Origin of the sequence: Nostoc sp. (assembly GCF_036917655.1) — a bacterium.
GTDB lineage: Bacteria > Cyanobacteriota > Cyanobacteriia > Cyanobacteriales > Nostocaceae > Nostoc.
In genome coordinates, this window is record NZ_JBALCY010000032.1 from 69707 (window position 1) to 87988 (window position 18282).

Genomic DNA, 18282 nt, shown 5'->3' on the forward strand with positions numbered 1-18282 from the left:
AATTTATCGCTATTTCCCAGTCCCCTGTCACTAGTACGATAGTAAACGTGACCTCTGAGCAATTATCCAAGAGCCATTAACAGATCAATGGATAAACGTTTTTTTAAAATGTTTGGGCTAACAGAAGATCAAGCGATCGCAATTATCGATACACCATTAGAACAACTCGAAGACGCTTCTGATAAGTATATTGCTGTTTCCCATCTAATTAACTTCCCCACAGAGCAATCGATCGCGGCTTTAGTGCGGGCGATTGAAACCAGTAATCCTGATGAGTTAGACCACCGGATTGTTCGACGCAAGGCTGTAGAAAGTCTGGGGCGATTGCAGGCCGAATCAGCTTTACCTGTAATTCGGCAGTGCCTCAAAGATGATGATATTTATACTGTTGAAAATACTGTGTGGGCGATCGGGGAAATCGGGACTAAAGATCCAGAAATTCTCGAAGAGGTGGCGCAACTGCTCGATAAACCTGGTCAAATCTATCGAGTAATTATTCACACCCTTGCTAATGCTGACTATCAGCCGTCTTTAGAACGTGTAAATAAATTTACCCAAGCTGAGGATGAACCTACCCGTAGTGCAGCGATCGCTACAGTTTGTCGTTTCACCGGTGACTACTCGCAAATCACTGAGGTGATGTCGCTGCTACAAAGTTCCAGCGTTAATGCACGGCGCGGTTGCATTCAAGACCTGATTGATTCACGCTACTACAAAGCCATCCCAGAAATTGCCCGTTGTCCTGTATCTCTGGTGTTTCGGTTGCGAGGATTGCGGATGCTTTTGGATGCAGGCATCCCCAGTGGTGAAATTACCTTTACAGAAATTCAACCTTACTTAGAGCAAGTACTGTACGATCATCCCAACGAACTTGATTTAGTACATGAGTATGACGCGACCCCTGTACTAAATTTTGTGATTAACGAACTCTACGAAACCGATTTTGGACGCTGCTATTTAGCGACAAAAACTTTACTAGATATTTATCCACAAGAAGCACCCCAAGCACTTCTAGCAACTTATTTGGACAAGGCATATAACGATTATGGCGCTCATTATCATGTCATGAAACTTTTCGGCTGGCTGAAATATGTTCCCGCCTACGATTTGTTAATAGAAAACCTGCACAACCGCGAACCTCAGTTTCAGAAATCCCGTGCAGCTTGTGCGATCGCTCTTGGTGAATTGGGTGATTCACGAGCAATTACTGAACTCAAAATTTGCCTCAATACGCCAATTTGGGATTTAAAATATGCTTGTTTATTGGCGCTAGACCGTTTAGGAGACTCGTCCGGTCGGGAAATTTGCACTCATGATGCTGACTGGTTAATTAAGGCGAAAGCGACCAGTACTCAATAGACCTCTTGCAAAAGTCCTAAACACCCCAGCCTTAATCCCCTTTCGAAGAGCGGGGAGGGGGGACAAAGCGTAGCTTTGGCGGGGTGGGGTTCTTATTTTTGATTTATGCAAGAAGTCTAATAGTTAGGAGTTAAGAGTTATATCAATCTTAGATAATTGTCGATGCAATGGCATTGTTAGTCGATGCATTGGCATTGTCAGTCGATGCATTGGCATTGTCAGTCGATGCATTGGCATTGTCAGTCGATGTATTGGCATTGCAGGTCAAGAGACTTGTGTGTATACAAAAGTCTCTCTGGACGCAATTTACGGTTGATCGAATAACTTAAGAAAACCTCACCCTGGTTCTGCTACGCAAAACCTGTCCCTCTCCTTGGTAAGGAGAGGGATTAAAGTCAGGACAGGGTGAGGTTTTTGCTTTGGGTAATTGGATGACTTGTGTGTATAAGGTAGCTCTGGTTTTAATACGCAAAATGTTTCCCTCTCCGAGTCGGAGAGGGACAGACTTGAACTTTAGTTTAAGGCAGGGAAAGGTTCATGGAATTCACGAGTCACAAAGATTAGAGGCATACATCTGTCATAGGTGTCAACTTAAGCAAAAAGCCTTTTCAAATCTCGTTTCCAGCCAGAGGCTGGAAATGCTGCTCTTGGCGGCAGAGCCGCCAGCAAGGGAGGCGGAGCCTCTAGAACGGCGTTCCCAGTCGGAGACTGGGAACGAGACAATCTAAAAGCTAGTTCTAGGCAGGTTTTTACCTTAAGTTGACACCAATGTACATCTGTACACCCCTACTAGCGGTTTAGGACTTGCTACTGGTAACTGCCTCGTTTAACACTGACTTTAGTTCTGGTGTCTCCTCTTCTTCTGGCAAACCGTAAATTGACCTGTACAACTTCACGTACTGCTTGGCAGATTGATACCAACTAAAATCTTGACTCATGCCGCGTTTTTGTAGTTCTTGCCATTGCGGTTTGAAACGGAAGCCTTCCCAAGCCCGAATCATACAGGTGAAAAGGTCTAGCGGTTCATAGCGGTCAAAGCAATAACCAGTACCTGCGGCATTTTCGGGGTCATGATGGGTTACAGTGTCAACTAATCCACCTGTGCGGCGGACAATGGGTACAGAACCGTAGCGCAAAGCCATCATTTGACTAATACCGCAAGGTTCAAAACGACTAGGCATCAAGAAGGCATCAGTACCAGCGTAGATCCGGCGAGACAGGGCATCGTTATACAGTAGGTAAGTTGCCATGCGTCCGGGAAAGCGGGATGCTAATTGCCACATCTGAGTTTCATAGTAGCGATCGCCTGTCCCTAACAACACAAACTGTGCATCTGTATAAGATAGGAAGCGATCGAGGATTTGCAATATCAAATCAATACCTTTTTGTTCCACTAATCGGGTTACAATCCCAATTAAAAAGGCTTTGGAGTTGACTTCTAACCCTAGTTCTTCTTGCAAAGCAATTTTGTTTGCCTTGCGTTTATCTAAAGTATCAGCAGTGAAGGTTTGGGCAATGTATTTGTCATCTTCTGGATTATAAACCTCAGTATCAATACCGTTGATAATCCCAGATAATTTACCGCTAATAAAGGACAGCAAACCTTCTAATGTTTCACCGTAAGTCGGTGTCTTGATTTGCTCGGCATAGGTGGGCGAAACTGTATTTACTTTATTAGCAAATTGCACCGCCGCCGCCATGACGTTGTGTCCTTGCATATACCAGGGACACCAAGTAATTCTCTCCAAATACCAACGCCACGGCCCTTGATAAGCCAGATTATGAATGGTAAACAATGTGGTGATATCAGGATCTTGGTGCATCCACACAGGAATCATCCCCGTATGCCAATCGTGACAGTGCATAATTTCCGGTTTCCAGTAATTCCAGGCAAACTCGGCTGCACCATTGGCAAACAAGGTGAACCGCCAGTCTTCACCATCTCCAGAATAAATGTGGCGGGGTAAGAAAGAGGGATGTCCAAATAAGTACAAGGGAACATCAGTACCAGGCAGAATGCTTTCATAAACAGCAAATTCCTGGAACATCGCAGATCCCCGCCAAATGGGTTCTTTGGGAATTTCCATTTTGTCTGGCAGGAAACCATAGTAAGGCAAGAATATCCGCACATCATGCCCCATTTCTCTCAAGAATTTGGGTAATGCCCCGACAACATCACCCATTCCTCCTACTTTGGCAATGGGCGCTGCCTCTGCTGCAACAAATAGAATCCGCATGGTAATTTTTGCTTCCCTGAGTCTATATTGTCAAATTAACTCTATGATCGATTCCGACCAACGCAATTTGTCGCGTCTGGCACATCTTTGATGCAACGGCGATCAATTATTATCTAATCACATCGGCTTGCCCAATTGCTTAGGAACCGCGCTGAATCACCGCAAAAATTTCTGACAAAATTTCTTGCGCTCCCTGTTGCCGCAACAGTTCTGCTAGTTCTATGCCTAGTGCTTCGGCATTGTTGGCAATCCCAGTGACGGTATCTTTTACGAACTTTTGACCATCTACACTGGCGACTATCCCTGTTAAGATCAAATTCTCACCAGATATTTCTGTATTTACACCAATAGGTACTTGACAGCCGCCCTCTAGAGAGCGGAGAAAAGATCGTTCGGCGAGACAGCGATCGCGTGTTTGGGGATGTTCGATCGCTTTGAGTAGAGATAGCAATTCACTATCATCAGTCCGACATTCTATACCCAAGGCTCCTTGTCCAACGGCGTGGAGGGAGATTTCATTGGGGATAATTTGATGAATGCGATCGCTCATTTCCAATCTCTCCAACCCTGCTGCTGCCAAAATCAAAGCATCGTATTCGCCTGCATCCAGTTTTGCCAACCGTGTAATCAAGTTTCCCCGCACATCTTTAAATGTAAAGTGGGGGAAGTGGTGGCGTAACTGTGCTAATCGCCGCAGCGAAGATGTACCGATTACCGCACCCTCTGGTAAAGTATCGATTTGTTTATCTTTATGCTTTTCATGCACAACTAATGCATCTGCTGGGTTTTCCCGTTCAGTAATTGCGGCCAGTGTTAACCCTTCTGGTAAGTGAGTCGGCAGATCCTTGAGGGAATGAACGGCAAAATCAATCTCCTGATTGAGCATTCCGACTTCAAGTTCTTTAGTAAAAAGTCCTTTATCGCCAATCTTAGCTAATGCTACATCCAGGATTTTGTCGCCTTGGGTAGACATGGTATGGACTTCAAAGGTGATATCAGGAAAGCTTTTCTGGAGTTGCTCTTGTACCCAGTAGGTCTGAACCAGAGCTAGTTGGCTTTTGCGTGAACCAATCCGAATAGTGCGTGGAGGACTAGAAACAACTGAAGTCATAAAACAATATATCGTCTCGCAAGCGAGAATTCACTTTCATCTAGACTACCGTAGTCAGGGACACATACGAATTTTGGGTTTTGGATTTTGGATTTTAGATTACAATTCTTTACCAAAAGCTTGCTTCAGGAATCTCAAATTATAGATAGGGAGTACTCACAAGGAGTTTTCATTGCTCCTTGTGAGTACAGCCTCAAAGAGAGACATTGCCTTTAGTTAACTCTTGAGTCCGTTGTTGAACGCGGTGTTTTAATTCAGCGTTGAGTGTTTGTAGCTGTTTGTAAAGTTTTGACTGTTGGATAGCGATCGCAACCTGGGTAGCAAGTTGCTTCATCAACTCAATTTGCCAAGATTATTATATGCGGGTGCGATCGCACTGATGGGCAATCAATGATTCTCAAAGCCAATTCCCTTAAATGCGGTTATAACAAATGAATCTATAGCTCCAGCGATGTACTACATAGCGCGTTTATTCTTTGATAAACAGCTTACAGTTATCAACAATGGTGGTTTTACATTTCAATCAGAGCAAAATTTACAGATAGGTGATAAGGCATTTATTGTAAATTTGTATTCTAAAAACCATTCAATACCTGGAACTATGCCTGTTTGGCAAGGAGTCAGATTTAAAATTTGTGATCCTCACTTTCAAATAGCTGTTCCAAAAATTAATGGCGATATGAGTTACGCTTTGGCTTGGTCAGTTGATTCACCTGGAATGCAGCCGAAGCTTAGAGGAGTTATTCTAACTGTCTCAAATAATCAAGCGAAAATTTTAGATGTTTGATGAAGGGCAACTTGATAAATAAATTGTAGCGAATGATTGACTTGAACAAAGAATTAAGCCTTAACCCAAGCGTATTGCTCTATAAATAATCGCCTTGTTGTATCCAGCCAGTGGCGAAGATTGATAAACTAGATGCAGGACTTTCGGAATAACAGAAGTCATGAGTGTTGCAAAATCGGCATCCCTAACCCTAGAGGAGTTTCTGAAGTTACCAGAAACAAAGCCTGCCAGTATTTATATTGATGGTGGGATTATCCAGAAACCAATGCCTAAAACCCGCCACTCCCGACTTCAGACTAAGTTGATTAATGGAATTAATGAAGTCACAGAGGATAGGCAAATCGCTTATGCTTTTCCAGAGTTGCGTTGTACTTTTGGTGGTCGGTCAATTGTTCCAGATGTAGCGGTTATTCGTTGGCAACAAATTGAATTTGACGATAACGGGGAACCTGTAGATGATGTGCTAATTGCTCCGAACTGGACGATTGAAATTCTCTCTCCAGATCAAAGTTCCAATCGAGTTACAAACAATATTTTGCACTGCCTAAAATATGGTTGTCAGTTGGGATGGTTGATTGATCCTGATGACCGCTCAGTTCTTGTATTTAAACCAGATCAACAACCAGAATTTTGTCATAGAGAAGATAGTTTGACTGTTCTAGATGGTATTGATTTAAAGTTGACAGTAGAACAGGTATTTGGCTGGTTAAAGATGAAAGCAGAGTGAGCAAGCCATGTTAAAATTATCTGTAAATAATCGGATTAATGGATTTTTTAGTTTCTATCTCTAAATGTTAACAATCGAACTTACTGATATAGCCAAATCTGAAAATGCTTGTGGGTAAATTGTACCTCTAGTTAATGTTGTTTTTGAGGTATACTCTCCATCTTGAGGATCTCGAAATACTACAACTTGTCGCTTTCTCAGATTAACTACCCAATATTCAGGAATATCTACTTCAGCATAGACTTTGGTTTTTATTTGTAAGTCCTTATCTAAGCTGGAATCAGAATATTCGATCAACCAAAAGATATTTTCAGGGTAGGGATGATGTTCTAAATATTCACGTCCCAATCTTTTTACAATAGCAATATCAGGCTCAGGTTCAGAGTTGTTAGGAAGCGTAATCGGTTTACTGGGGCGAACTGTGGCGCGATTGCCTAAAAGTTGAATCAGGTACTCCCCAGCTTCACTGCTGAAGTAGGCATGAGGTTCTCCTTCCGGTGACATTTCTACTATTTCTCCCTTTAGAAGTTCCATATGCCGATCATCTAGGATACCTGCCGCGATCATGCGGTGATATTCATCTATTGTCCACTTCGCTGTAGTTACGGTCATAGAGACACTTTTTTATCGTATTTTACCTCAATCGTAACGCAATCATAGAAACCGGTAGATATCAAAAAAAATTAACAATTTTTATCAAATTAAGGGTCGGCTTTGAGATATTCCTGTAATTGTTGGGTACGCAATTTGGTGGAATTTTCTAGACAACCAAAATAAATCGTTGGGGCAATACTTCCTCCCTCGTATCTGCTTCTCTCAAACTCACAATTGGTATCTCGAAACTTAATCCATGCGAACTGTGCAGTAATCAATTTCTGTTTCCTAGAGCTTTCTAACGTAGGTAGCAATTGTTGATAAACTCGATTCAGTTTTTTATCTGCATTCTGATAAGATAACTTCGTGCATTCATTAATTGCTGTTTGAGTTTGAGGATTATTGCAGTTGAGCTTTTGAACTAAGCGCATCTCTGGTAAATCAGGCGTCGTGCCTGCTATTGTCATGGTGGGGGTATCTAAACTGCTGAGAGTTAGCATACTTGCCAAAACTAGTAATAATTGACGCATGGCAAAATTTTTTATTGTTTAAGTATAGACAAAAGATACCAAAATATGCATCAGCATAGGGATGTTTCGACGCAGAAGATTTTAAACTTATTACAAAGGGTAAACCAGCCGCCAGATGGAAGTCGAAATTTACCAACAATGCTAAAAATAATTTGGTATTTTAGTGATCTAAGTTTAGCTTTTATATTTTATGAATCGTTCCGCCTGCCTCATCTTCAATCCAGTTGCGGGTCAGGGTGACCCAGATTTAGAACTGGCAGAAATTCGGGCAATATTAGAGCCAGAGATTGACCTAGATATTTATCTCACAACTGAAGAAATCGACGCTGACGAACTCGCCTATGCAGCGGTAGCGAGGGGTGTAGATGCAATCATTGCTTCGGGGGGAGATGGCACCCTCTCAGCGGCGGCAGCGGCTGTAGTGGGTACTGAGATTCCATTTGGGATCATTTCCAGAGGAACAGCAAACGCTTTTGCCACAGCTTTAGGAATTCCTGACACGATCGCAGCGGCATGTCAGACAATTTTACAGGGAGGAATCCGCAGTGTAGACGTAGCCTATTGCAACGATCGGCCAATGGTACTCTTAGCAGGTATTGGCTTTGAAGCTGAAACTGTAGAATTGGCAGACCGGGACGCAAAAAATCGCTTTGGGATGATGGCCTACGTTTTGGCAGGAATCCAGCAACTGAGAAACTTAAAAATTTTTGATGTTGAAATTGAAACTGAAGACAAGATAATTAAAACTAGTGCCTGTGCAGTAACAGTCGCAAATGCCGCGCCTCCCACTTCGGTTTTGGCTCAGGGGCCAGCAGGTCTGATTTATGATGATGGGTTACTAGATTTAACGATTGTAGCTCCAGCTAACAAGGCAGGAGCGATTGCAGCTACATTTCATCTATTTCAAACGGCTTCTACAGGTAACGCCGTAGAACGGGATGATATTGGCTTCCTGCGAGCCAAACAATTTAAAATTACGACTAACCCACCGCAAAAGGTTGTTTTAGATGGTGAAATAGTGGGTACAACACCAGTAGAAATTAAGTGTGTTCCAGCAGGCTTGAGAATTTTTGTGCCATTAGTAGAAGAAGTTGAGCCTACCGAAAAACTAGAAGGACTCCCTAATTTGACTATTGAGATGAAAGACACAATAGAGGAGTGAGGGCATTGGGCATTGGGCAATTCAATTTTGGATTTTGGATTTTAAATTTTGGATTAAATTTCAATCTAAAATCTAAAATCTAAAATTCTTGCTCCCCCTGCTCCCTCATCTTCCCTGCAATTCAAGACTCAGGAGTAGATTGCATTGAAACTTGTATCTGATCCAGCGATCGCTAACAAAATTAGTAAAATGAATCAGCGGGTACGATGGCAAGATCCGTTAATTGTGGAACGGAACATCGACCAAACTCGGCTAGTGTTGGAGGATGGTCAAGCAGATAATCCTGATTTCTCATTTTTAGTTGTAGGTGATAGTGGTTCCGGCAAACACCGGGGACACAATCCCCAGCGACAGGTGGCTGAACTCATGCTGCCTCATCACAACGAATCCCGTTTTATGCTGCACATGGGGGATGTGATCTATTTAGTCGGGTCGAGTGAATACTACCACCAGAACTTCATCCAGCCTTACCGAGAGTTTATCTTGGGCGGAGAACATCCCAAAAAGATTGCCTATGATCAGATGATTTTTAAGCTGCCCATTCTACCAGTACCGGGAAATCATGATTACTATAACTTGCCGATTTTATTGAGCTTGGCATCCCTAACAACATTACCGATTCGTGGCCTGTTGCGATCGCGGTTAGACCTAGATGTGGGCTTGCATGGCTCAGGAACCGGTGACGCCTACGCACGGGCATTTCTCGACTATCTGAAGGCGTTTCAGCTTCCAGGAGAGTTAAATCATCATTTAGATCAGTACTACACAGGTAAGACAGATACAGGTCGTTGTCTTAAGTATGAACCTGGGCATTTTACCCGCCTTCCCAATCGCTACTACACTTTTCGTTATGGCGGTATTGATTTCTTTGCCTTGGATTCTAATACATTTAACGATCCACCACCGCTACCTAAAACAAAAAAAGGTGACGCCGATCGCAAACTCTTAGAAAAACGCCGTGAAGATTTAGAGCAAGAAAAGCAGCAAATCATTGAAACCTCAGCCAAGCTTCGTCCCGAAAACCCCAGCGAAGCCGACCAATTAGACGACTTCCACGCCAAGCTGTCACAAATTGAAGAAATTATTGTTGATATCGATAAGCAACTAGCCACTAATAAAACACTGCTGACTGATATTGAACAACTGGAGTGGCTCAAGCAAAGATTAATTGAATCTTGGAATACTGGCGAAGTTCGGGGAAGGGTAATTTATTTCCATCATCCTCCCTATGTAACTGAAGCGACAAAGTGGCAACAAGCCCAAACTCTGATCATTCGCGATCGCCTCCGTGGTGTGTTGGATGCGGTAGCTGAAGAAATAGGTTCCCGAACTCAGGGGCGTCCTTTGGTCGATTTGGTATTAAACGGTCACGCGCACTGCTTGGAACACCTTGAGACAATGGATACCGGACACGCTGATTCGCATATCCACTGGATTGTTTGTGGCGGTAGTGGGTTTAGTTTGCGACGCCAGCGGATTGAGGGAGCAGATTTGATGGAGACTTTTGGGAATGAAAATAGATTAGTGGCGCGATCGCATCTCTTCATTGGTCGCAACGGTCAAGGTTTTCAGAAACGACGACCTTATTCAGGTTTACGCATTGACGTTAAAGGCGATAGACAGCCTAAGTTTATTGTCCGTCCTTTGGTTGCCGAATGGCATCAGCGGCAATGGCATAATCGTGAACTTGAGCCGTTGATTATCTAGTAACATACTTCTCGAAATATTAGCCCATATACACAAGTAGAGACGCAATCATTACGTCTCTACAAACCAGCTATTTCGCCTTCTTACGTGTAATTGCACCCAGCAAAAGGATAGTTGTTAATTAAATTATTCCTGGCCCTCTACCGCGGCTGTCACCCTTTTCGGTCAACTTGCCTTCCTCGTCCTGATTAATTTCTCCAAGTTCTTCAATACGTGCTGCCTTTTCTTCTGCTGCTTGTTTGCGTGCATCACCAGGTACTTCGTAGTACATTTCCGGTTCAACTGCATAGTTGTTAGACAAACCTTCTTTGTCCACGGTATAGCCGTCAGTGGTGCGTATACTTTCTGGATCAGTTTGGTCATCCGTAGGTGCATCTGCCTCCCCTTCTTCTGTGGGGAGTTTTTTGTACTTATCTCCTTCTCTTTCCATTCGAGCAGCAGTTTCAGCTGGGATAATCCCGCGATCGTATGTATCTACTTCAGCCCGATCAGATGAATCTATACCTTTATTAACTCCTTCATTAGCCATAAATTATGTCCTCGTTAAAGAATCTATTAAATAACTTCAAAAACCAGATTAGGCTGTTTTTCATCTCTGAGCTACTATCTTGAGAAGTGATTTTAAATTAAATATAATGTTATGTTCTCTATCTTTGGATGTATCTAAAAGACTAATTTTAAGTCCGGTTAAATACTTATGATTCACATTCGTTCGGTAAAACAAGGGTTTTGGCTGAAGTTGACACTGACACCAATGAACATTATTGTGCCTTTACTGGGTTTTGCATCCAAAATAGGATAATTACAAAATTCCCGACTTTTGAGATAAGTCGGGAATGTAAACCTTTGGATTGTATATATTTAATTAGCGAACTATACCAACTACTGTGCTGAGGCTAGTTTAATGTGGAAATTTATTCGCCCACAAATTGGCTTTTCAGAAATTGAATTTCATCGGCTAATTCTTGCCGAGTTGAAGCCTTAAGTAAATAACGGAAAATGAACCATGTAGCGTAACTAATTCCAATTAACTCAAAAGTCGGTGATAGTAGTGGAATATGATTGATTGCATCCAAGACTGCTAGTACTATCTTGGCTGTAACAATCGCCGTCAAAATTAAAGCAACAGTTGTTAGAGGCTGCTTGTAGTCCTTAAAAAAGCTAATTAAATATTCCGGCAGTTGCTCTAAAAATTGAGAAACTTGTCTGCTAATTTGCTGCCATTGAGATTCAGGTTCACGTGCTGGTGGTAACTTGGGTAAGTTTGTAGTATCTGTACCTTCAAGTGCTAGTGTAGCTTGTGATAAGGAAGCATTGATAGATTCACGTTGCTGTTCTTCAGTTTCCATAGTTTTTATTTTCGGTGACTACAAAGAGGTTGTATAACTGAACTGAGCATCAATAAATATAATTATTAAGGTCGTCAGTTGGAAATTTTTAGTGGTCAGTAATTAAGTATAACTGACCACTAAAACTGAGCAGGGGCATCTAAATTTATTTATACCTACCAACTCAGTTAGATTTATTGTTAGCTGCCTTATTTGCTTGGTTTTGGTGCGGCAACAGTTGCTTTAACAACTACAGTTTTGACACCTTTAATTTGTTTAGCTAAAGGTTCAATTTTAGCCAACTCCTTCTGATTGTTAACAGTTCCTGCGACAGTGACAGTCCCATCGTCTGCGGCATCAACTGTTAGTTGACCCTTGGGTATATTAGCCTCTAACTTAGAGCGAACTTCACTTTTTAAGTCACCGGCAGCTCTTTTTGTATCGCCACCAGTGGTATTATTGCGTTGTTCGCGGGCGCGAATATCCTCATTTAGTTGTCTTCTGCGGACATCACTTTGTGCATCTTGTTGAGCGGCTTGTGTTGCTTTTGCGGTTGGTGTTTGGGGAGCTTCATTAGGATTATTGGGTGCAGATTCACTTGTTTTAGAAGCGTTATCACAAGCAGCAACACCAAAAACTAAAAGGCCACTAATTAAGAAAGGAGTTAGCTTTTGCATATTGTTGAATTCGGAATCGGAAAGTGAAATTTGTTGATATTTACGGCAGAAGTGAGGAGCAGGTTTTTTAGTCAGTCAGGAGCAAAGTTTTCAAATTCTTGCTTCTGCAATTTTGTGGAATTATGTGTGAGTGACGACTACCTTAGCTTAGAGTGTTTCATCACGACGGTCAACAATGACTACGGCAGGATCGTCTATATTAGCGGATGTTGAGTAATTGGTGCGATCGCTATTAATAACTGGTGTGTCGTGATCTGTTACTCTGTCCAAACCTGGGCGATATTCACCAAGATCAGTGCCATCATAGATAGCAAATTCTTCAATACCTCGACGTTTGAGAATAGCTTCAGCTTGGTGGATTTCACCTTCCGTACCATCGATAATTACTAAGTAGTCGCCTTTTTGGAAGCGATCGCCATAAACTCGCGCCCTGTCTTCAGGAATTCCCAAACCAACGAGTCCGCCTACAATACCCCCAGCGGCTGCACCGATCGCACCACCAGCCACTGTTGATGCTAAAGCTGTTGCTACTGCGCCACCTGCAATCACAGGCCCGATTCCAGGAATCGCTAAAGTCCCAAGACCAACTAATAAACCAGTCAAACCGCCTACGACTCCGCCTGTAGCTGCTCCAGCTTTTACGCCTTCGTCTGCTTTATTACCTGTACCGACGTTTCTATCTACATCTACACCAGCGATCCCTTGACCGTTTGTATCCTTGGCAATGATGGAGACTGTACTTAAGGGAAAACCCGCATCTCGTAATTCTGTAAGTGCTGCTTCTGCATCTCGACGATGAGAAAATACCCCAATTGCCCGTCTAGCAACACCGCTATGAGCCGCAGTAGGAGTTGGAGTGACATAACCAGTGCCAGCAGGAGTTGGAGTGACATAACCAGTGCTTGCATTTCTAGCATCTGGATTATCGTAAATGCCAAACTCTTCCACACCCTGCTGACGTAGAATTGCTTCTGCTCTGGCGACTTCTGTATCTGTACCATCTACGATAACTAGATAGTGTCCCCGCCTCACGCGTTCGTCGTAAACTCTAGCTCGTTCTTCGGGAATTCCTAAACCAATCAATGCACCAAGCAAACTGCCAGCTACTGCACCAATACCAGCTCCAGTGAGGGTGGTAGCTAGGGTGGTTGCTGCGGCTCCAGCTAGCATAATTGGCCCGATTCCAGGAATTGCCAAAGTCCCAAGACCAACTAATAAGCCAGTCAATCCGCCCAAAGCAGTGCCTGTAACTGCCCCAAGTTTAGCGCCTTCGTCAGATTTATCACCGACGCGATCGCGTACTTCAGCGCCAGCAATATCATCTTTGTCTCCATCCTGCGTAATGACAGAGACTCTATCCATGTCAAACCCGGTCTTTTTCAATTCATGTAGGGCATGTTCAACATCTCGGCGATTAGAAAATACACCTACACCACGTTTATTATGTACACCTACAACCATTATTTTTTCTCCTCAGCACAAATCAATTATTTACTAATTTATAGCTCGTAACACCCCTTATTAATACATGCTTATGTTGATTTTTCATCAATCGTTTGGAATAAATTTTATCTCTATCATTAGATATAGGTGCTTTGAGCTAAGGCTAAGTTAATAAAAAATCTGAAAGTATCAAATAAATTATGTTTTATAAAAATTAGATATTAACTATTTTTTTCTCTGTCAAAAGTTTGTCTAAATATGAGTTTTAAAATTAACCAAATTTATCCGAAAAAACTATCTATATCTACTTAGATGTAATCCTTAGTATAAATACACAACTATATATAGGTTTAAACTTCAGGGTAAATCTGCTTTATTTCGATATTTTGCCCTCACCCAATTTTCGATCGAGAGTGAGGGTAACTAGAGAACTCTTGCCAGCGCTAGCTTCTACCTGAGATTAACACCAATAGATATTCTTCCCCACAGTTTGAAACTGTACCTCACCTGTTTAAAAACTGCCGTATCTGTGGATGCATTTTTCTAAAATTTACTTTTCTTAATAAGATTTTATTTTAATTGCATTAGATTATCACAAAATCACTAACTTCTACCTACATTATTTTTTTAGTTAAAAAGTATTAAATTTATTTATTTTTTGTAATATATGACTTTTGGTAAATAAACTTATTACCTAAGAAAGTATCAGATTATATAACTAATAACTAAATTGATAAGTAAGCCATTTCATAAATGGATATTTATTTAATTGAGTGCAAGTGAGAAAATCCTATGTTTCAAGGTGTTTTAACTGTTTGGGGATGGAACGGGCTGCCTTTTGGATTAGGGCCGATAACTTTAGCTCAGGAAGTACTAACTCCAGAAGAAGCATCAGTTCTTTTTTCTGGGCCTAAATTCTTGGTGGCATTGCTAGCTGGAATTTCGATGGCATTTGCCTTTCAATTGTTATTCACAAGCTTTTCAGTTGCTATCGGAATTTCATCTTGGGAAATTGACTCAGATTCCGATGATGACTCAGAAAGTTTAGGTAGGACAATTCGTAAAGTTCAAGCTAAAGTTGGTTCTTGGGTATTGATAACCGCTAGCATTGCATTATTTTTTGCTTGTTTTCTAGCAGTGAAACTTAGCTTAATCGAAAGTGCATTTTTAGGAGCAATTATCGGTGTAGTCATCTGGTCTACCTATTTCTCACTGGTAATTTGGTTGGGTTCATCGGCGGTAGGTTCTTTAATTGGTTCTATCGCTAATACTGTCACTTCTGGTTTTCAAGCTCTGATGGGTACAGCAACTGCTGGCATTGGTGCTAATACTGCGAAAAAACAGTTAGTTTCTACCGCTGAAGATATTACAGCCGCAGTTCGGCGGGAATTAACTTCAGGTTTTGATCCTGAAGGTATTAAAAATACGCTCCAAAGTTCTTTAGGTTCTCTGCAATTACCAAAGCTGGATATCAAAGAAGTTCGTAATCAATTTGACCAGCTTCTTAAAGATACAGATTTGCAATCTGTTGCTAACAGCGACCTATTGCAAAACATTAATCGCCAAACATTTGTTGATTTAATTAGCAGCCGCGCAGATTTCTCAAAAGAAGATATCAATGGCATTGCTGACCAATTTCAAGGTGCTTGGCAACAAGCTTTGAATCGCAAAAATCCTACAGAACAAGTAATAAATTTACTTAAGTCTGCTACTCCCGAAGAACTGAATTCCGAGCAATTGGGTGAACGGCTTCAAGAACTGGTTACAGTTGGAGGGGGTAATGGCGATGGTGTGATCAAGCAAGCTATTCGATATGGTTTGAGCGCCGCTGCACCAGCATTACTGGATCGGGTAAACCTTTCCAATATCGATGTGAATAAAATTACAACTCAGTTGCAAAAGCTGAAAGAAAAAGTTAAAGATGTCGATGTCGCTCAAATCACAGAAGAACTACAAAAGCTTAGAGAACAAGCAACTGAGCAAGTATCTGCAAGATTGCCAATATCACTCGAAAACACAATTAAGGCAGATGTAGAAGACTACATATTGAATTCGTTTCCTTGGCACTTTAACCGAATTACACTAATAGATGAATTTAAAGAAGTCATCTATGACGTAAATGCAGATCCGACAACTGTGAGACGGGAGTTGGAAGAAATAAATCAAGAATATTTCACCAACTTGCTGAAGCGGCGGGATGATATTAATGAAGCCAGGGTAAAAGAAATTGCCGAACAAATGGAAAGCGATCGCCTGGAAGTTTTAGAAACTGTAAAACAGGCCCAAACGCGAGAAAAAGGGCAAGATTTCCGCAACCGTATCGAAGATTATCTGCGTTCGACGGGGAAAGAAGAACTCAATCCTGAAGGTATTGAACGGGACTTTGCCAAGTTATTGGAAGATCCGAAAGCTGGCTTTGAAGATTTAAGTAGCCGCTTCGGGCAATTTGACCGCGACACTTTTGTAAAATTGCTTCAACAGCGTCAAGATATCAGTGAAGAAGAAGCTAATAATATTGTTAGTCAACTCGAACACAACCGCGATAATATCTTGAATCGTGCTAGAGAAGTGCAAGAACAAGCAAAAGCGAAAGCTGATGAACTGCGCCAAAGAGTTGAAGACTATTTGCGGAATACTAACAAAGACGAACTCAATCCTGAAGGGATCAAACGTGATTTTAAAGTCTTACTAGACGATCCGCAAGCCGGAATTAGTCTTTTGCGATCGCGCTTATCCCAATTTGACCGCGATACACTGGTACAATTGCTCAGTCAGCGTCAAGATTTGAGCCAAGAACAGGTAAACCAAACTCTCGATCAGCTAGAAGCAGTCCGAGATAGTATTTTGCAAGCACCGCAGCAGGCGAAAGAACAGTACGAAAAAACTACAAAAGCGATCGCCGAATATCTCCGCAATACCAACTTGGAAGAACTTAATCCCGAAGGTATTAGAAGCGATTTGGAAAAATTACTCGATGATCCTAAAGCTGGAGCCTTAGCGCTGCGCGATCGCTTGTCCCATGTTGATCGAGAAACCTTGGTTAAACTCGTGAGTCAGCGCGGAGACTTGAGCCAAGAGCAAGTTAATCAGATCATTGATCGCGCTCAAGATGCGATTGGTGATATTTTGAGAGCGCCACGACGTTTAGCCAAGCGTACTGCTCAACAAGCTCTAGATTTTGAAGCCAATCTTGAAGAATACCTGCGTAATACTAACAAAGAAGAACTCAACCCAGAAGGAATCAAACGCGATTTGCAATTGCTGCTGTCTTCTCCTCGCGCTGGAATTGGGAATTTAAGCGATCGCGCCTCGAAATTTGATCGTTCGACAATTGTGTCCCTGTTATCTCAACGCGAAGATATCTCAGAAGAGGAAGCTAACCGGATTGTCGATCAAATTGAGTCGGTTCGCAGTTCCATTGTCGAACAATTCCAGCAGATCCAGCAAAAAGTGCAATCAGTGCTTGATGGAGTTTTTGCCAAAGTTCGCAACTATCTCAACTCGCTGGATCGTTCGGAACTCAATTATGAAGGAATTAAGCAAGACTTTGCTAAAGTGTTCGACGATCCGCAAGCTGGATTTGAAGCATTGCGCGATCGCCTCAGTCAATTTGATCGTGACACCTTAGTTGCTGTTATCAGTTCTCGTGAGGATATTTCTCAGGAGGATGCTAACCGGATCATCAACCAAATAGAAGCGGCGCGGGATGGCGTACTGCAACGAGCCGAACGCATCCAGCAAGAAACACAAAAACGCCTGAAAGCAATTCAAGAGCAAGCTAAAAAACAAGCCCAAGAAACCAAAAAAACCGTTGCAAATGCTGCTTGGTGGTTATTTGGGACAGCTATCATTTCTCTTGCAGCCAGTGCGATTGGTGGTGCGATCGCTGTCACTGGGATAACTCTACCTGGGTAAAATATCTCTGTCATCAGGAATTTTGAGAAAATACAAAGTGGTATTCAGTCTTTACAAATGAATGCCACTTTTTCTTATAAATAAAACAAACGACCCCCCAGAGTAAGTAGGTTGGTGCTATTAAAAGTGACTATGTAAACTTTTGTAAAGGTTATCAAATATGCTTCAGTTAAGCTTATTTGCTCGTTTATATACTTTTACATAGTTTGGTTTTTCCCCACCAACTTACTTACTATCACGACCTTGTTATTCAGATACAGATTAAAAAACCCTATCTTAATCAAGGTTTTCAGATTTTGTTCTGACGAGAGTAAAAACTTATGGTTAATTATTCTTTCTTATAGATAGAAAAAAGTAGGCTTGAGGGTTATATCATAGTCTTGTGATTCTGAATACAGTAAAAACGTCCTAAAAGTGATGCAATTCCGTACGATAAAATCTGCTTGTTCCCTAGCAGCCTAGTACTGGAACCATTGAATACATAAGGCACAAGGATATAATATGACTCTTGGCACAATTTTGATGCCAACATCATCAATACATCCAGTGCTTATCAAGTCTTCAGACTTAACAGCAAAGACCTGTTCCAATCAGGTGTAGTTCAGTTATATCTTCCCACTCGTTATTTTTCCATCTTGTTTCTCGGCGTTGCTGAATAAAAGTGTGAAATTCAAAAATTCAATGTTTGAAACTGTTTCCTTTGGG

At 41.8% G+C, this 18282-nt stretch carries 16 protein-coding genes; 7 read left to right on the forward strand and 9 right to left on the reverse strand.

Going from position 1 to position 18282, the window contains the following annotated elements; translation table 11 throughout:
- Positions 1-87 precede the first annotated feature (87 nt).
- Together V7K30_RS13995 and V7K30_RS14000 are read left to right on the forward strand one after the other, a co-directional pair.
- Positions 88-1359: a HEAT repeat domain-containing protein gene (locus V7K30_RS13995; RefSeq protein WP_335000059.1), complete on the forward strand. Its 1272-nt coding sequence runs from the start codon at positions 88-90 to the stop codon at positions 1357-1359.
- 506 nt (positions 1360-1865) lie between these two features.
- Positions 1866-2087: a hypothetical protein gene (locus tag V7K30_RS14000; RefSeq protein ID WP_335000061.1), complete on the forward strand. Its 222-nt coding sequence runs from the start codon at positions 1866-1868 to the stop codon at positions 2085-2087.
- 69 nt (positions 2088-2156) lie between these two features.
- On the opposite strand, the gene glgA is transcribed toward V7K30_RS14000, so the two are convergent.
- From glgA to V7K30_RS14015, 3 genes are all read right to left on the reverse strand, one after another.
- Positions 2157-3596, reverse strand: coding sequence for a glycogen synthase GlgA (gene glgA / locus V7K30_RS14005; protein WP_335000063.1), 1440 nt, complete (start codon positions 3594-3596; stop codon positions 2157-2159).
- A 139-nt stretch (positions 3597-3735) separates the two neighbouring features.
- Positions 3736-4707, reverse strand: coding sequence for a hydroxymethylbilane synthase (gene hemC, locus V7K30_RS14010; RefSeq protein ID WP_335000065.1), 972 nt, complete (start codon positions 4705-4707; stop codon positions 3736-3738).
- Between the two features lie 193 nt (positions 4708-4900).
- On the reverse strand, positions 4901-5041 hold the full coding sequence (locus V7K30_RS14015; protein ID WP_335000067.1) for a hypothetical protein: 141 nt from the start codon (positions 5039-5041) through the stop codon (positions 4901-4903).
- A 117-nt stretch (positions 5042-5158) separates the two neighbouring features.
- On the opposite strand from V7K30_RS14015, the gene V7K30_RS14020 reads away from it, so the two are divergent.
- A complete protein-coding gene (locus V7K30_RS14020; RefSeq protein WP_335000069.1) occupies positions 5159-5494 on the forward strand; it encodes a hypothetical protein in 336 nt (111 codons plus the stop codon).
- Positions 5495-5654: 160 nt separating this feature from the next.
- Positions 5655-6221: a Uma2 family endonuclease gene (locus V7K30_RS14025; RefSeq protein WP_335000071.1), complete on the forward strand. Its 567-nt coding sequence runs from the start codon at positions 5655-5657 to the stop codon at positions 6219-6221.
- A gap of 60 nt (positions 6222-6281) precedes the next feature.
- Here V7K30_RS14025 and V7K30_RS14030 read toward each other — a convergent pair whose 3' ends face one another.
- Both V7K30_RS14030 and V7K30_RS14035 read right to left on the reverse strand, forming a co-directional pair.
- Positions 6282-6833: a Uma2 family endonuclease gene (locus tag V7K30_RS14030; protein WP_335000073.1), complete on the reverse strand. Its 552-nt coding sequence runs from the start codon at positions 6831-6833 to the stop codon at positions 6282-6284.
- Positions 6834-6922: 89 nt separating this feature from the next.
- On the reverse strand, positions 6923-7345 hold the full coding sequence (locus tag V7K30_RS14035; RefSeq protein ID WP_335000075.1) for a lysozyme inhibitor LprI family protein: 423 nt from the start codon (positions 7343-7345) through the stop codon (positions 6923-6925).
- Between the two features lie 190 nt (positions 7346-7535).
- On the opposite strand from V7K30_RS14035, the gene V7K30_RS14040 reads away from it, so the two are divergent.
- Positions 7536-8507 carry a YegS/Rv2252/BmrU family lipid kinase gene (locus tag V7K30_RS14040; RefSeq protein ID WP_335000077.1) on the forward strand — a complete coding sequence of 324 codons (972 nt, stop codon included), beginning with the start codon at positions 7536-7538 and terminating at the stop codon, positions 8505-8507.
- Positions 8508-8651: 144 nt separating this feature from the next.
- Positions 8652-10214 (forward strand): metallophosphoesterase family protein, encoded by a 1563-nt coding sequence (locus V7K30_RS14045; RefSeq protein ID WP_335000078.1) that lies wholly within the window; start codon positions 8652-8654, stop codon positions 10212-10214.
- Positions 10215-10335: 121 nt separating this feature from the next.
- On the opposite strand, the gene V7K30_RS14050 is transcribed toward V7K30_RS14045, so the two are convergent.
- From V7K30_RS14050 to V7K30_RS14065, 4 genes are all read right to left on the reverse strand, one after another.
- On the reverse strand, positions 10336-10743 hold the full coding sequence (locus tag V7K30_RS14050; protein ID WP_335000080.1) for a hypothetical protein: 408 nt from the start codon (positions 10741-10743) through the stop codon (positions 10336-10338).
- Between the two features lie 385 nt (positions 10744-11128).
- On the reverse strand, positions 11129-11563 hold the full coding sequence (locus tag V7K30_RS14055; RefSeq protein ID WP_335000082.1) for a CAAD domain-containing protein: 435 nt from the start codon (positions 11561-11563) through the stop codon (positions 11129-11131).
- A 188-nt stretch (positions 11564-11751) separates the two neighbouring features.
- Positions 11752-12219, reverse strand: a complete 468-nt coding sequence (locus V7K30_RS14060; RefSeq protein ID WP_335000084.1) for a BON domain-containing protein — start codon at positions 12217-12219, stop codon at positions 11752-11754.
- Between the two features lie 147 nt (positions 12220-12366).
- Positions 12367-13680 (reverse strand): histidine kinase, encoded by a 1314-nt coding sequence (locus V7K30_RS14065; protein WP_335000086.1) that lies wholly within the window; start codon positions 13678-13680, stop codon positions 12367-12369.
- 774 nt (positions 13681-14454) lie between these two features.
- Here V7K30_RS14065 and V7K30_RS14070 point away from each other — a divergent pair.
- Positions 14455-17577, forward strand: coding sequence for an MFS transporter (locus V7K30_RS14070; protein WP_335000088.1), 3123 nt, complete (start codon positions 14455-14457; stop codon positions 17575-17577).
- The last annotated feature ends 705 nt before the right edge of the window (positions 17578-18282 follow it).

Coding starts and splice junctions, on each gene's coding strand:
- V7K30_RS14070 (WP_335000088.1), top strand. CDS start 14,455: ATGTTTCAAGGTGTTTTAACTGTTTGGGGATGGAACGGGCTGCCTTTT.
- V7K30_RS14035 (WP_335000075.1), bottom strand. CDS start 7,345: ATGCGTCAATTATTACTAGTTTTGGCAAGTATGCTAACTCTCAGCAGT.
- V7K30_RS14020 (WP_335000069.1), top strand. CDS start 5,159: ATGTACTACATAGCGCGTTTATTCTTTGATAAACAGCTTACAGTTATC.
- glgA (WP_335000063.1), bottom strand. CDS start 3,596: ATGCGGATTCTATTTGTTGCAGCAGAGGCAGCGCCCATTGCCAAAGTA.
- V7K30_RS14055 (WP_335000082.1), bottom strand. CDS start 11,563: ATGGAAACTGAAGAACAGCAACGTGAATCTATCAATGCTTCCTTATCA.
- V7K30_RS14050 (WP_335000080.1), bottom strand. CDS start 10,743: ATGGCTAATGAAGGAGTTAATAAAGGTATAGATTCATCTGATCGGGCT.
- V7K30_RS14040 (WP_335000077.1), top strand. CDS start 7,536: ATGAATCGTTCCGCCTGCCTCATCTTCAATCCAGTTGCGGGTCAGGGT.
- V7K30_RS14015 (WP_335000067.1), bottom strand. CDS start 5,041: ATGAAGCAACTTGCTACCCAGGTTGCGATCGCTATCCAACAGTCAAAA.
- V7K30_RS14065 (WP_335000086.1), bottom strand. CDS start 13,680: ATGGTTGTAGGTGTACATAATAAACGTGGTGTAGGTGTATTTTCTAAT.
- V7K30_RS14060 (WP_335000084.1), bottom strand. CDS start 12,219: ATGCAAAAGCTAACTCCTTTCTTAATTAGTGGCCTTTTAGTTTTTGGT.
- V7K30_RS14030 (WP_335000073.1), bottom strand. CDS start 6,833: ATGACCGTAACTACAGCGAAGTGGACAATAGATGAATATCACCGCATG.
- V7K30_RS14025 (WP_335000071.1), top strand. CDS start 5,655: ATGAGTGTTGCAAAATCGGCATCCCTAACCCTAGAGGAGTTTCTGAAG.
- V7K30_RS13995 (WP_335000059.1), top strand. CDS start 88: ATGGATAAACGTTTTTTTAAAATGTTTGGGCTAACAGAAGATCAAGCG.
- hemC (WP_335000065.1), bottom strand. CDS start 4,707: ATGACTTCAGTTGTTTCTAGTCCTCCACGCACTATTCGGATTGGTTCA.